Here is a 14,773-nt window from a genome sequence, read left to right on the forward strand (position 1 = left end):
TCATATTATGAGTAATTTGACACCCAGAGAAATCGTTTCCGAACTCGACAGATATATCATCGGACAAAATGACGCCAAGCGCATGGTAGCCATCGCCATGCGTAACCGTTGGCGTCGTCAGCAGATTGATCCTGATCTTCGTGATGAAATTTCCCCCAAAAACATCATCCTCATGGGACCTACCGGCGTTGGTAAAACCGAAATTGCCCGCCGACTTGCCAAGCTGACCCATTGTCCGTTCTTCAAGGTGGAAGCAACCAAGTTCACCGAAGTCGGTTACGTTGGTCGGGATGTGGAATCCATGATTCGTGACCTGATGGAAATCGGTGTGAGCATGGTCCACAAAGAGGAAACCGAGAAGGTGCGCATCAAGGCGGAAAAACATGCTGAAGAGCGGCTTCTTGACCTGTTGCTGCCGCGAAGCACTCCCAAGAGTAGTGGGGGGCCTGCCGGATTCTTTATGGGCTCTGCCAATGGCGAGGTTGAAGAGAAGCCCGAGCCGCCCAAAGATGATGCCACGCGGGAGAAATTCCGCCAGATGTTCCGTGCAGGGCAGCTGGATGACCGCGAGGTGGAACTGGAAGTGACCATGCAGTCCGGTGCTCAGGTCGAGATAATGGCCATTCCGGGCATGGAAGAGATGGGCTCCAACCTGCAAAACGCCTTTTCCAACATGTTCCCCGGCAAGAAAAAGCCCCGGAAGATGAAGATCAAGGATGCCTATCAGGTCCTGATTGATGAAGAGGCTGACAAGCTCATCGATCCTGATGCCGTGAACGAGCTTGCTCGCGAGCGAGTGGAGCAGCAGGGTATCCTCTTTGTGGACGAGATGGACAAAATCGCTTCCCGACAGGACGCTGGCGGCGGAACCGATGTTTCCAGAGAAGGGGTGCAGCGTGACCTGTTGCCCATCGTGGAAGGAAGTGTGGTCAACACCAAGTACGGCATGGTCAAGACCGATCACATCCTGTTCATTGCTGCTGGTGCGTTTCACTTTGCCAAGCCGTCGGACCTCATCCCCGAGTTGCAGGGTCGCTTCCCTCTGAGGGAAGAGTTGAATTCCCTGCACAAGGAAGAGTTTTACCGTATCCTTACGGAGCCCAAGAATGCACTGACAGTGCAATACAAGGCGCTGCTCGAAACCGAAGGCGTATCTGTCGACTTCACCAAGGAAGCCTTGGAAGAGATTGCCGAGACTGCCGAAAAGATCAACGAGGAAACCGAAAACATCGGCGCTCGTCGATTGTACACCATACTGGAAAAGATACTGGCGAAGCTCTCCTTCGAGGCGCCGGACAAGTCCGGGCAGACCATTACCATTGATCGTGAATACGTCCGCTCACAACTGAGTGACGTCATCGAGGATCGCGACCTGTCGCGTTACATTCTGTAGGAGTGACAATGCACGCTGGGATTGATCTTATCGGCGTTCCGCTCGATGAAAATTCGTCATACATGCGAGGTGCGACAGCCGGACCTGCTGCGGTCGTTGAAGCGCTTCGATGCGATTCGGCCAACATGTGGGCGGAAACAGGGGTTGATCTCGCTGATGTCCTTCATGAGAAGGGTGATCTGGTGTTGCCATCCGGCGAAGCTGCGATTCACACTATTCATGCCGCAGCAAAGGAAGCGGGGAAATCGGGAAGCAAGCCGTTGTTTCTCGGCGGAGACCATTCCATAACGTATCCGCTGGTCAAGGGACTGGCGGCGAGTGTGGGGGAGTTCTCCATACTCCATTTTGATGCTCACCCGGATTGCTACCATGCGTTCGAGGGCAACCGGTACTCCCATGCAAGCCCGTTTTCGCGGATCATGGAGGACGGGCTGTGCAAGCGTCTTGTCTCTGTTGGTATACGGACTGCCCATGGGCATCAGCGTGACCAGCGCGATACCTTTGGTATCGAGTGGCTGGAGATGAAAGACCAGCAGTCCTGGCCTGCTTTGTCGTTTGATGAGCCGGTGTATATCAGCTTTGATCTCGATGCGCTCGATCCGGCCTTTGCACCGGGAGTATCACACCATGAACCCGGCGGCATGTCGGTTCGGGAGGCTCTGCATATCATTCATTCCATCAACGTTCCGGTCATTGGAGCGGATGTTGTGGAGCTGAATCCTCAGCGCGATCTCAACGGTGTTACCGGCATGGTCGCTGCCAAGCTGGCCCGAGAGATCGCAGGAATGATGCTCAAGAATTAACCGTGATTTATACGAATAAAAAGGGCGAAGGATCATCATGATCCTTCGCCCTTTTTGATTGTATTTGATTGAGCTTATTTGACTTCGTCGGCTTCGCCTTTCACTTCGGCAATGGCTTCGGCATACGCCTGGAAGACGTCGTCACGGTTGATGAGGCCGATAATCTCCGAAGTATCGGTTTCGGATACAACCGGAATCTGACCGTAGTCGGTGTTCACGAAGCGAAGGAGCGCCTGATACAAGTCATAGTCAGGTCGTACGTAGACCGGCCTGGACATGAGGTCGCGCACCACAACGAGGTCGTGCAGGTCTTCCTCGAACATCCAGTTGCGGACGTTATGAATGGAAACCATGCCCACGAACCAGCCGTCTTCGGATCGTCTGACCGGGAAGTAGAGCTGATCCGAGTTGGCAATGATGTCCGTCAACGCCTTGAGTGTCGTGGATTCTTCCAGAACAATGACTTCACCGGGGTTGTAGAAGTCAGACACATGCATCTGCTCAAGGACGTTGATGGTAGCGTCCTCAGCGTGTGCCGGTGATTCAAACTTGTTCTCAACCTGATGCTCGTAGAGCGATACCTTGCGGCAAAGCACCAGACATAGTGCCGAGGCAAGCATCAGCGGAGCAAGCAGGCCATAGCCCTGAGTCAGCTCCGTGACCATGATCAGCGGCCCAATGGGAGCACTGGCGACACCGGCGAAGAATGCAGCCATGCCGACCAGAATGTAGGCGCCAGGTTGCGTGACAATATCCGGGAAGAAATGGTGCCCGAACTTGCCTACGAGACCGCCGGACATGCCGCCCACGAACAGGGCCGGCGCGAACATGCCGCCTGACATGCCGGAGCCGATGGTGACCGAGGTAGCCACGGTTTTACCGACGATGATGTAGCACATGCCAAGGGCCGGAATCTGTCCCAGAATAGCTAACTCAAGCCAGCCATATCCACCTGAGAGCACACCACCGATGATCAGTCCATCCTGCGCGGTGTGCGGGTAAAGGATACCGATGAGTCCCATGGCGAGACCGCCAATGCCCATGGACCAGATGATGCCGAGCTTTTCGCGAAGCGGGTAGAATATGTTGTATTTGATGATGGTGAATGTACGAATGTACATCCAACCGACAGCGGCGCAGACAAAGGCGAGCAGTACGTAGAAAATCAGCTCGCGCGGGTCATGGAACGAAAAGCGGGGGATGCCGAAAATCGGTTCGGTTCCGTAAAAGAACGTGAAGATGGAGTAGGAAACAACCGAACTCATGACCGAAGGCAGAATGGCCTCTGCCTCGAAGTCTTCGCGGTAGATAACCTCAACAGCGGTCAACGCACCACCAAGGGGGGCGCGGAATATGGCGCCAAGGCCACCGGCTGCGCCGGAGAGCAGGAGGAGGCGGCGTTCCTTGGCGGAAAAGTCGAACTTGTTGGCGAGCCACGAGCCGAGGCCAGCCCCAATCTGAGTGATGGGACCTTCGCGACCGGCGCTACCACCCGAGGCGATAGTCAGAACAGAGCATGCGCCGCGGATGAGCGCAACACGCCCCTTGATGACGCCACCCTGATTGTGGAACGCATTGATGGTTGCATCGGTGCCGTCTGTACCGCCTGTGACAGTCTCGGGGATGAACTTGTTGACCAGCCAGCCGGTGAGGAGGGCGGTTCCTGTCGTGAACACCGGAATCAGCCATGGGCGGAACTCCCCATGGGGTCCATGGAAGATACCTTCACCTGCGGGTTCCGGATAAACCAGTCCGGCCAGATTGTGTTGCAGAATGAACTTGCCTATTTCAACCAACCAGAAGAAGGCGACAGCGACAAGACCGGACATGGTGCCGACGAGGACGCCGATAACCAGCCAGCGAAAAGATGCAACGGTTGAATAGGCTTTGGCAAACGAGCGCCAGTAATTGAAGAATTGGGTGAAAAGGCTCATGACTATTTTTGTGTGCGGGCATTACCGAGGTCGGGGCGGGTCAGCTTGATGGCAGCATCGGGCTGGGCGAGTATCTGCCTGCCCAACTCTATGTCCTTGCCGATGCGCTCTTTGAGCTCGTCGATGCCGGAGAATTTTTTTTCATCACGGATGCGTTGTACGAAGTGTGCCTGTATTTCGCGACCATACAGGTCACCTTTGAAATCCAGAAGGTGGGCTTCCACAGACAGGGCATCATTATCAAAAGTGGGGTTCTTCCCGATATTGGCTACGCCCTGGTAAACGTCATCGTCCACTTCAACCCAAATGGCATATACGCCGGGTTTGGGGAACAGTTCGTCCACCAGCTTGAGGTTGGCCGTTGGAAATCCGAGCAACCGTCCGCCGCGATTCATGCCATGAACGACTTCACCGCGAACCTGATAGAAGCGGCCGAGCAAAGGGCGGACAGACCAGACCTGACCAGCCTGGACCAGATCACGGATACGGGTTGAGCTGACCACTGCGCCATCCACAGAGACAGGATCGAGCCTGTCGACTGTGAATCCTTTCTTTTGACCAAGAGCACTCAATGTCTCAAAGTTTCCGGCTCGTCCTTTGCCCAGGTGGTAGTCATAGCCAATGATCATTTCCTTCATATTGAGTGTGTCCAGCAGGTATTTTTGAACAAATTCTTCAGGAGAGAGCTTGGCCATATCCATGGTAAAATGCAGCAGCAGGCATACTTGCGGGCCGTATTGGGAAATGAGCTCCAACTTTTGCTGGGTCAACGTGATGAATGGCGGGTTGCGATCATCGCGAAGGACGCGAAGCGGATGCGGATCGAATGTTACGACGACACTGACCAAACCGCGAGCCTCTGCACGAGCGCAGGCAAGGCTGATGAGTTTTTGGTGACCTTTGTGAACACCGTCGAAGTTGCCGATGGTGACGCATGATCCGGCAATGATGTCCTTGATATCTTCTGGGTTCCTGGCGACGATCATAAAATTTTGTCTTCCGGGGTTAGGTAAAAATGAGGTTGGGAGGATACGTTAAAACCGCCCGCTCTTCAAGCGCGGGTCTTAGGTGTCGGCCGTTCGCTCCTTGAGGGTATTTTGAAAATCTTCCAGTCGTTTTTTCTGCTCATCCGACTTTGCATCTTTTTCAGCCTGTACAGCGTGATAGTTGGCTTTTTTTATGTTGCCGGAATACATGGCCGCATAGGCAAGATGCAGATTGCCGCTGAAAACATCGCCTGACTGGCCGAGCATGCGTCCGAGGTGCTGGTGAACTTCCGCATCTTCAGGGACTAGATCGAGCACTTTTTTCATGTTGGCGATGGCTCGGTCGGATTGACCGGCGTCGGCCTGAAGGCGTGACAGGTAGAAAAGTCCCAGAGCATCGCGTGAATTCTGGATGACGGCCTTTTGCAGGTAAGGGAATGCCTTGTCGTGCTGTCCGGTCTTGAAAAAGAAAATGCCGGTTTCACGACTGACCAACGGGTCATTGGCATCCATTTCCAACGCTTTCTGAAACGATGCAAGAGCGCTCTTGTTATCCTTGAGGCGCTGATGCGCTATGCCGAGTCCAATGTAGTCCATGGCGGAATACTCGGCCTTGGGCTTGTTGTTGAAGTAGGCGAGGGCGGTATTGGCCGGGGACATTTTGGCGCGGACCATTGGCTGCAAGCGCTTGAGCAGGGCATCGTTGTCTTCGCGTTCTCCAAAGGCTGGAGGCATGCGGCTTATTCTGTCGTTCAGATAGGATATACGTTCCGTCAGACCCGGGTGAGTCGACAGGTACGAAGGGATATTTGCGCCGCTGTCAAACCAGCGGTTCTTCATCATGATCTCAAAGGTCTGTGGCATGCCTTCAGGGTTGTATCCGGCCTTGACCATGGAGTTGAGACCGACGTGATCTGCTTCGCGTTCATCGTCCTGCGAATATTTGAGCATGGCGGTGTGCGCCAGCCCCTGTGTACCCATCATCACGGCTTGGGCAGCATCTCCGCCGCCTGCCATGCCGAGAAATACACCGGCCAGCATTCCGGCTACGGAAAGCATCCCGATTTTACCCTGCTTTTCTAGCCGGCTCGCCATGTGGCGCTGGGAAACGTGCGCGAGTTCGTGTGCAATGACGCCAGCAAGCTGTGATTCGGATTCCACTTCCTGGATCAGCCCTGTAAAAATATAGATATATCCGCCGGGGATGGCGAAGGCGTTGAGTATCGGATTGGCGACGACAGCGCTGGTGATAGTAAACGGCATAGGGCGCTTGGCCGCAACGATGCGCTGAACGAGCGTGTCCACATAATCGGTGATGTAGGTATCACCGACCATGCCCATCTGCATGCGGATGAGGCGATCAAAGTTCCTGCCCATTTCGTTTTCGTCACGAATGGTGATCTTCTTCGGTAAGATGCTCGCATGCGCAGATACTGCCGGAGTTACAATGAGCAACAACGCAAGCAACGGGGCAAATATGATGGAAAGGCGTTTCACGGGCAATCCTGTGTTGAGTTGATTGCGCTCATTGTAATCATTTATGGGGGTAAGGCAACCTTGTGCGTGGATATGCACTAAACAGCGAAGCGGCCCGGAGGCCGCTTCGTTTGTATCGTTTTGGTTGTTCCTATTTGGACATTGAGTCGAGGAACTGCTTGTTGTTTTTGGTGCCTTTCATCTTTCCTCTCAGGAACTCCATCGAATCCATGGAACTCATGGGTGACAGGAGCTTGCGGAGAATCCAGACTCGGTTGAGGACATCTTCGCCGAGAAGCAGCTCTTCCTTGCGGGTACCGGAGCGGTTGATGTCGATGGCAGGGTAGACGCGCTTCTCTGAGAGATGGCGATCCAGGTAGAGCTCCATGTTGCCGGTTCCTTTGAATTCTTCAAAGATGACTTCATCCATGCGGGAGCCGGTGTCGATGAGAGCGGTAGAGATAATGGTCAGGGAGCCGCCTTCCTCGATGTTTCGAGCGGCACCAAAGAATCGTTTGGGACGCTGCAGAGCGTTGGCATCGATACCGCCGGAAAGTACGCGGCCGGACGACGGGGTGACAGCGTTATACGCACGGCCCAGTCGGGTGATGGAATCGAGAAGAATGACAACGTCACGCTTGCGCTCGACCAGTCGCTTGGCTTTTTCAATGACCATGTCGGCAACCTGAACGTGGCGCTGCGGCGGTTCGTCGAAGGTGGAGGAAACAACCTCTGCCTTGACTGTGCGCTGCATGTCGGTCACTTCCTCAGGCCGTTCATCAATGAGGAGAACGATCAGATCGACCTCGGGATGATTGGCATTGATGGAGTTGGCTATGGTCTGGAGCATGATGGTCTTACCGGTGCGGGGCGGTGCCACGATGACGCCGCGCTGGCCTTTACCGATAGGAGCCAGAAGATCGATGATGCGGGAGGAGTAATTTTTGTCGCCGTTTTCCAGCTTGAGCTGTTCTTCGGGATACAGTGGGGTCAGGTTGTCGAACAGAACCAAATTTTTGGAGTGTTCGGGTTTTTCAAAGCCGATTTCGCTGACCCGTAGTAGTGCGAAATAGCGTTCGCCTTCTTTCGGTGGGCGAATCTGTCCGGAGACAACATCACCTTTACGCAGTCCGAAGCGGCGAATCTGGGACGGAGACACGTAGATGTCGTCTGGGCCCGGCATGTAAGAGTACATTGGAGAACGCAGGAAGCCGAATCCGTCGGGCAGGATTTCCAAAACGCCGTCGCCGAATATCTGGCCGTTTTGGGAGGCACACTGCTGCAGGAGCTCGAAAATCAGCTCCTGCTTGCGCATGCCGCTTGGGTTCTCTACCTCCAGCTGTACAGCCAGGTCAGTGAGATCCTGCATGGATTTGAGTTTGAGTTCCGCAAGATTGAGTTTGCTGACGCCGTTACCATTGGTAGACGTGCTGACAACTGGTTTTTTCTTGCTTTTTGTGGCGGGCTTGCGTTTTGGCTTTGTGGTTTCTTTGCCGGTTTTCTTTTCGGGCATAGGTGTGAAATTCAGTTTTTAAAGGGTTTTAGCATGATATATTGATGAGCCCTTTCGGGCTTCGTCGCAGATTGTAGTCACCTGCTGATAATGCGGGGTGAGAGGGGCAAATCATAGAAGTGCCCAAAGGGGGTAATTGTCATTACCTCGTGCTGCGGTCTGTCAGCGCTGTGCGCTGGAAAACAATATTGTGGGGTATATGAATCAAGCCGCAGATGCGGCGACAAAACCGAGTTATCCTAAACAGGAAGCCTTGACAACCCCTTAACGTCTATCTTTCGATAAAAACGTACCAGTACATGTTTATTCGCTGGATTCCTGCGCTGCGATGACGTCTGCAAACATTTCGTTGATGTCTTCCTTAATGGATTCCTGATCGCGGTCCACGGAATAAGCAAGTTCCATGGAAACCAGTCCCATTGCCTGTTCCAACAAGCGGCGCTCACCAAAGGAGAGTTCCTTGTCTTTTCCGATAAGGAACAGTTCTTTGAGAACATAAGCGACATCGCCGAGATCGCCGCTTTTCAGTTTTTCGGAATACTCACGATACCGTCGGTTCCAGTTCTGCCCGGTATACCCGGTGAATTCGGAACGGTCATTGAGGGACTCGAAAATAGCATGACCATGCTCAGCGTCACAGACAGGACGCAAACCAACATTGGTGGCATTGGCAACAGGCACCATTAATGTCACGTTGTTGCTAAGAATACGAACGATATAGAAGTCGGCTTTGACACCACCGATTTCCTGCGATTCGATTCGTTCGACTCGACCAACTCCCTGAGAGGGATACACAACTAATTCATTAACCTTGAACACTGGAAACCAAGCTCCTTGCTTCTGGCTTTTCACATGCGCAGATAGAGATCATACCTAAAACGGACGAAAGAGTCCATGGAGAAAGCCGACTAGCTGTCGGTCCTTGCCGGGGTCTCTTCTTTTCTCTCTTCTGTTTTTTCTTTCTCTTCGGGTACTGTGATGGAAAAACTGTTGATGTGCTGAGTGGCGAAGCCTGCGCCTCGTCTATAAAAAATATCTAACCCTTTGCTGGCGTGGGCCATCACTTCAGGGATATGGCTGGCATTTTCGGGAAGAAAGGGTTCCAGAACCCAATCGCTGATAGGTTTGTACTTGTCATCCGGTCGACCAACTCCCAATCGCAAGCGGTAAAAAGAAGGGGTATTGAGAAACTCCTGAATGGAAGTAAGGCCATTGTGACCATTGTTTCCACCGCCTTTCTTGAGCTTCATGCGACCGACTGGCAGATCCAGTTCGTCGTGGATGACCATCACCTTATCTGGAGTAAGGCCATGCCGTCCACATATTTTGGCGACAGCCTTTCCGCTTCGATTCATGTAGGTTTGCGGTTTGGCGAGGAGTCGGTATGCCCCGGCGAACTTTATCTTCCAGAGTTCGTAGTCTCCAGATTCCTCAATCCGCTCCAGGCGCATGTTCTTGCGAGCTTCACCCATGGTGAGCAGAGAATCTATGAGCATGAACCCTATATTATGGCGGGTATCTGCATACTTGGGGCCGGGATTGCCCAGGCCGACGATGACGCTTTTATATTCCATGGTGGTGCCGCAAGGTTACATTTGGAGTGTGCAAAGCAGTATAGCAGCGTCTTTGCCAGGAATCAAAAACTCCCGGAACACGGATAACCGTGCTCCGGGAGATCATAACATTATTGGGTCCGAAGTTATTCTTCGGTTGCTTCTGCAGTTTCTTCCGCAGCTTCTTCTTCACCCTCTTCAGCTTCGGACTCTTCAGCCTTCGGAGCAACGGTGATAACAGCGTAGTTTTCTTCAAAGGTGGGAACGACACCTTCGGGGAAGTTGATGTCTTCGAGGTGGACGGAGTCCATGATCTCGAGACCGGAAATGTCGATGGTGATGGTCTCAGGAATAGACATGGGCTTACAGACAACTTCAACAGTGTCACGAAGCACCTGCAGAGTACCACCGGCTTTTTCGCCCGGAGCGGAACCAACCAGCTCGAAAGGTACGGAAACCTTGATTTCGGAATCCAAGTCTACGCCGAAGAAGTCGACATGCTCGGGGAATCCGAGGATCGGCTCATTGCGGATGCGCCACAGCAGTGCAGGCATGGTTTCGGTCTTGCCATCTTTTTCGATGACCAGTTCGAAAACCTGGGAGTTACCGACCTGTGCGTAAGCTTTTTCCAGAGGAACCAGCTCTACCTGGACAGGAAGGTTTGCACCCTTGGCGTTGTAGTAGATGCCTGGGACCATGCCAGCGGCACGGAGGCGACGGTTGGGGCCTTTGCCCAGCTTGGTACGCTCTTGAACATTCAGTTTGAGCAGTTCTGCCATGATAGTTCTCCTTGTTACGCCCTGGCCGTTCACCATGAACGGACGCTCGCGCTTTAAAAGGTTGTGCGGCTGAGGTTCAACCGCCGTGATATTTCTTTATACGAACAGTACGGACACGGAAGATTCCGTGTGCACATTGTTGATGGCTTTGGCCAACAGGGAAGCTACGGAACGAACCTTGATCTTCTGACAGCAATTTTCGCCGTTCAGAGGGATGGTGTCGGTAACGATGACTTCGGAAAATGCGGATTCCTCAAGGCGCTGCATTGCAGGACCGGAAAGAACCGGGTGCGTGGCGCTGGCCATGACTTCCTTGGCGCCGTTATCCATGATGACGTTGGCGGCTGCACACATGGTACCGGCAGTGTCGATCATGTCATCAACGACGACAGCGACCTTGTCGCGGACATCGCCAATGATGTGCATGGCTTTAGCCTGGTTGGGTGCGTCGCGACGTTTGTCGACGATGGCAAGGGAGGCTCCGAGGCGCTTGGCGTAGGCACGGGCGCGTTCCACACCACCAGCATCCGGAGAGATAATGACGAAGTCGTCATCACGATCGCGGAGGTGCTCAAGCAGAACGGGAGCGGCGAACAGGTTGTCCACGGGACAGTCAAAGAATCCCTGGATCTGGCCTGCGTGCAGGTCACAAGTGACCAGACGCTGCATGCCTGCTGCGGACAACATGTCGGCAACCAGCTTGGCGGAAATGGGTGCTCTTGGAACGACCTTGCGGTCCTGACGGGCGTAGCCGAAGTACGGCACAACCGCTGTCACGCGAGAAGCGCTGGCACGCTTAAGCGCATCCAGCATCAGGCAGAGTTCCATGAGGTGGTAGTTGACGGGAGAGCAGGTGGGCTGGATGACAAAGACGTCATCGCCTCGAACGTTTTCGCCAATTTCGATACGGATTTCACCGTCGGAAAAGCGCTCACGAAGTACCGGTGACGGTTTGGTTCCCAGATGTTCGCAGATGGCCTCAGCCAACTGCGGGCTCGCAGAACCGCTGATGATCTTCAACTCTCCGTGCATGTCAATCCCCGCAAATGCAATGTTTTATGGAAAAAGTGGCTGGGGCGGGAGGATTTGAACCCCCGAATGTCAGGACCAAAACCTGATGTCTTACCACTTGACGACGCCCCAGCATGTATATTGCTTCAAGCCGTTCGCTGCGTTGCTGCCCGATTATTCGGCGTTTGTCAACAACGTCCGTCAGCGTTTCGTGACGGGAACGGTGGTCGGCATCGCTTTGCAGGACCGGCCTTTCGGCCGACGGTCTGTCATGAACAGGCCGTCATGAATATTTCAATACCGTTCTTCTCAAGGTGGGCAGCAGCACTTTCAGCGTTCGCTCTATCTCTGAACAATCCGAAAATCGTGGCTCCGGAACCGCTCATTGATGCGGCCATCGCACCAGACTGCATAAGCCTTTCCTTGATTGATCGCAGCTCTGGATGCTGCGAAAAAACTATCGATTCAAGGTCGTTTTCCACAACCAAGGTCGAATCGGGAGAAGAGTTCTTAGTAAGGTTCGCGGGCGTTGTCAAGGATTCCTTGATCGATATGGATTCCTGTTTTTCGTCCCACGCCTTGAAGGCCCACGGCGTATCAACGTGCAAATCGGGCATGGCCAGAAGCAGGGTGAAGCCGGACAGGGAGATGTCACTCGCTTCCAGCTTTTCGCCTACACCTTGCGCCCGAGCAGGGCCATCCATCAGAAAGAAAGGAACATCTGCGCCAAGTCCGACTGCGAGCTGAATCAGTTCATCATGGGGGAGGGCTTTTGTCCCGGCATTCTCGTTGAGCCAGCGCAGGATGGTTGCGCCATTGGACGAACCGCCCCCCAGGCCGCCGCCCATGGGAATGTTCTTGTTCAGTGTGACAAACATACCGGGTTGATACCCTGTAGCTTCGCCAAATGCCTTCCATGCCTTATAGATAAGGTTGGATGTTGATTCCAGATCAGGATTTTCAGGGCAACGCATGAACATGTGCTCGTCGTGACCGGGCTCTATGCGTATGGTGTCGTAGAGTCCGTGGATCGGATAGAAGAGCGTGTCGAGTTCATGATACCCGTCCTGACGCAGGCCGAGTACTTTCAGGTAGATATTGATTTTGGCCGGAGACGCGAGGATGGATTCGGAAATGGGTTCTTGAATGGACATGTATAAAGGATAACGGGGCTCCGGTCGGAGCCCCGTTTTGTTGTTTGTTATTCGTCGATGGGCAGGGCCACGAAGATGTTCTGTCCTTGCCGCTTGAGAAGCAGCATGACCGCACCGCGCTTCTTGTCGCGCTCGATGACGGTTTCGAGTTCGTCAGAGGTGTTCACATCCTGCTGGTTGGCCTGGATGATCACATCACCTTGTCGAATGCCTTCATTGGCTGCCGGAGAGTTGGGGGCAACCTGTATTACCAGCAGTCCCTGGACCTTTTCCAGCCCGAGGGCAGCGGCTTCCTTTTCGTTGACGGGCTTGATGCCCATGCCAAGGACGCTCGAAGGCTTGCTCGGGGCCTTGGGCTGCATGGATGCCATGACCTGCTTGCCGCGCTCGCCAAGAATGACGGTTCGTGTGGTTTCCTTGCCGTTGCGCCACAGTGTCAGGCGTGCCTTGTCACCGGGCTTGAGGCTTGCCACAAGTCGGAGCAGTTCGTTGTTGTCAGATACTTCCTTGCCGTTGACCTTGAGCACGACATCACCCTGACGGACACCGGCCTGATCAGCGGGCTGTCCCTTGCCGACCGAGGCAATGAGTGCACCGGTGGCCTCATCAAGACCAAGAGCCTTGGCCTGATTTTCGCTCACAGGCTGGATGGTCACGCCGAGCCAGCCGCGCTTGACGCTCTTGCCCTTGCGCAGGTCGGCGATAATCTTTTTGGCCTGATTGGACGGCACGGCAAAGCCGAGGTTCTGTCCCGCTGCATTGATCAGGGTGTTGATTCCGATGACCTCGCCCTTGAGGTTCAGCAGGGGGCCACCCGAGTTGCCCGGGTTGATGGAAGCATCGGTCTGCAGGAAGTTGTCAAAAGGACCAACTCGCAGGTTGCGATACTTGGCCGAGATGATACCGGCCGTCACCGTATGTTCGAGGCCGTAAGGGTTGCCGATAGCCAGCACCCATTCTCCGACCTGAATCGCGTCTGAGTCGCCAAAAGAGAGCGTCGGCAGGTCACGCTTGATATCAACCTTGATCACAGCGAGGTCGGTTTCCTTGTCGCTGCCGATCACTTCGGCTTCATATTCTTCCTCGTTCCCCTGCAGGGTGACCGTGACGCGATCCGCGCCTTCGATGACGTGGTTATTGGTCACTATCAGGCCGTCGGATGAAATGATGAACCCTGATCCCTGACCGCGTTGGGTGCGGGGTTGGCCGGGTTGCTGGCCGAAGAACTGATCAAATCGGTCAAAGAAATCCTTGAACGGATGTCCATCAGGAATCTGCTGTCTAAACTGCTGGCCTGGCGGTGTGGCTGTAGCCGTCTTTTCGGTGGAAATGAAGACAACAGACTTACCGGCTTCGGCTGCCAGCTCCGTGAACACGGGCAGGCCGTTGGCCTGTGCAAACGCCGGCAAAAGCAGGAGCAGTGTGAGGATAAAAGGTATTTTTACAATGCGTCGAATCATATAGCCTCCTAAAAGGATGCGGAAAACAGGATGGTGGATTATTCCCACAGTTTGTTGAGTATATGTCATTTTTTTGTGTTGTAAACAGTGTGCAATGGATTGCATCGAAAAAAATGCACAACCGGTGTCTTCATTGGTGGATGACACCACTGATTTCGGTCTTTGATTGGCTGGGTGTGAGAGTGCGGAAAGGCGCAAAAAAGACGCCTCCGGGGGGAGAGGCGTCCTGGCGAGTGTGGATTGAAAATGTCGGTTAGATGGGCTTGGCAGTGGGGTATGCCTTGAGCAGCTTGTCCATGGTCTTCACGATGGAGCCATCGTACTCGATGCCGTAGTAACTGTCGGAATACCATACGGCCTGCGCAGTCATGCGTTCGTCAATGTAATCACCGCCCTGGCTGTAGTTGTACACATTGACCACATCGCCAACAGCCATTTCATAAGGATATTGGTTCTCCTCAAACTTCAGTCTGGCTCCGTTGGAGCTGATGTCATAGAGGTAGGCTTTGTAGCTGGTGCCTTCTCCCGACAATACTTCACACGAAACTTCCTGATCCAACTGATACCGCTGATACCTTCTTCTTTCGTCCATTTTTGCCTCCTTTCAGGCCAAAAAAATACGACAACACCTGTGCGACATTTGGCGTCGAAGGGCATTATCTGAACGAATTGTCGGTGGTAATGGGCAAAAGAGAATGAGTTGGAGTTCTG

General features: G+C 53.7%; 13 protein-coding genes and 1 tRNA gene. 2 read left to right on the plus strand and 12 right to left on the minus strand.

Going from position 1 to position 14,773, the window contains the following annotated elements; translation table 11 throughout:
• Positions 1 to 7: 7 nt before the first annotated feature.
• On the plus strand, positions 8 to 1,393 hold the full coding sequence (gene hslU, locus DPRO_RS17795; RefSeq protein WP_269459702.1) for an ATP-dependent protease ATPase subunit HslU: 1,386 nt from the start codon (positions 8 to 10) through the stop codon (positions 1,391 to 1,393).
• An 8-nt stretch (positions 1,394 to 1,401) separates the two neighbouring features.
• The gene (gene speB, locus DPRO_RS17800) at positions 1,402 to 2,196 is read left to right on the plus strand and encodes an agmatinase (RefSeq protein ID WP_097013281.1); all 795 of its coding nucleotides are present in this window, start codon (positions 1,402 to 1,404) and stop codon (positions 2,194 to 2,196) included.
• Positions 2,197 to 2,270: 74 nt separating this feature from the next.
• On the opposite strand, the gene DPRO_RS17805 is transcribed toward speB, so the two are convergent.
• The 12 genes from DPRO_RS17805 to DPRO_RS17860 all read right to left on the minus strand — a co-directional run bounded on the left by DPRO_RS17805 (position 2,271) and on the right by DPRO_RS17860 (position 14,654).
• Complete coding sequence (locus DPRO_RS17805) at positions 2,271 to 4,130, minus strand: chloride channel protein (RefSeq protein ID WP_097013282.1); 1,860 nt, start codon at positions 4,128 to 4,130, stop codon at positions 2,271 to 2,273.
• 2 nt (positions 4,131 to 4,132) lie between these two features.
• Positions 4,133 to 5,116 (minus strand): bifunctional riboflavin kinase/FAD synthetase, encoded by a 984-nt coding sequence (locus tag DPRO_RS17810; RefSeq protein ID WP_097013283.1) that lies wholly within the window; start codon positions 5,114 to 5,116, stop codon positions 4,133 to 4,135.
• A 78-nt stretch (positions 5,117 to 5,194) separates the two neighbouring features.
• Positions 5,195 to 6,613, minus strand: a complete 1,419-nt coding sequence (locus DPRO_RS17815; protein ID WP_097013284.1) for a M48 family metallopeptidase — start codon at positions 6,611 to 6,613, stop codon at positions 5,195 to 5,197.
• A 130-nt stretch (positions 6,614 to 6,743) separates the two neighbouring features.
• Positions 6,744 to 8,105 (minus strand): transcription termination factor Rho, encoded by a 1,362-nt coding sequence (rho, locus tag DPRO_RS17820; RefSeq protein WP_097013285.1) that lies wholly within the window; start codon positions 8,103 to 8,105, stop codon positions 6,744 to 6,746.
• Between the two features lie 303 nt (positions 8,106 to 8,408).
• Positions 8,409 to 8,924 carry a CarD family transcriptional regulator gene (locus DPRO_RS17825; protein WP_097013286.1) on the minus strand — a complete coding sequence of 172 codons (516 nt, stop codon included), beginning with the start codon at positions 8,922 to 8,924 and terminating at the stop codon, positions 8,409 to 8,411.
• Positions 8,925 to 9,013: 89 nt separating this feature from the next.
• Entirely contained in the window at positions 9,014 to 9,679 is a 666-nt protein-coding gene (pth, locus tag DPRO_RS17830) for an aminoacyl-tRNA hydrolase (RefSeq protein WP_097013287.1), read from the minus strand.
• 125 nt (positions 9,680 to 9,804) lie between these two features.
• Entirely contained in the window at positions 9,805 to 10,437 is a 633-nt protein-coding gene (locus DPRO_RS17835; RefSeq protein ID WP_097013288.1) for a 50S ribosomal protein L25, read from the minus strand.
• 96 nt (positions 10,438 to 10,533) lie between these two features.
• Positions 10,534 to 11,469: a ribose-phosphate diphosphokinase gene (locus DPRO_RS17840; protein WP_097013289.1), complete on the minus strand. Its 936-nt coding sequence runs from the start codon at positions 11,467 to 11,469 to the stop codon at positions 10,534 to 10,536.
• 36 nt (positions 11,470 to 11,505) lie between these two features.
• Positions 11,506 to 11,580 (minus strand) — tRNA-Gln (locus DPRO_RS17845).
• Positions 11,581 to 11,717: 137 nt separating this feature from the next.
• A complete protein-coding gene (ispE, locus tag DPRO_RS17850; protein WP_097013290.1) occupies positions 11,718 to 12,602 on the minus strand; it encodes a 4-(cytidine 5'-diphospho)-2-C-methyl-D-erythritol kinase in 885 nt (294 codons plus the stop codon).
• A gap of 47 nt (positions 12,603 to 12,649) precedes the next feature.
• The gene (locus tag DPRO_RS17855) at positions 12,650 to 14,062 is read right to left on the minus strand and encodes a Do family serine endopeptidase (RefSeq protein ID WP_097013291.1); all 1,413 of its coding nucleotides are present in this window, start codon (positions 14,060 to 14,062) and stop codon (positions 12,650 to 12,652) included.
• A gap of 253 nt (positions 14,063 to 14,315) precedes the next feature.
• On the minus strand, positions 14,316 to 14,654 hold the full coding sequence (locus tag DPRO_RS17860) for a PilZ domain-containing protein (protein ID WP_097013292.1): 339 nt from the start codon (positions 14,652 to 14,654) through the stop codon (positions 14,316 to 14,318).
• Between the last annotated feature and the right edge of the window lie 119 nt (positions 14,655 to 14,773).

The sequence above is a fragment of the Pseudodesulfovibrio profundus genome (assembly GCF_900217235.1).
Taxonomy (GTDB): Bacteria; Desulfobacterota; Desulfovibrionia; order Desulfovibrionales; family Desulfovibrionaceae; genus Pseudodesulfovibrio; species Pseudodesulfovibrio profundus.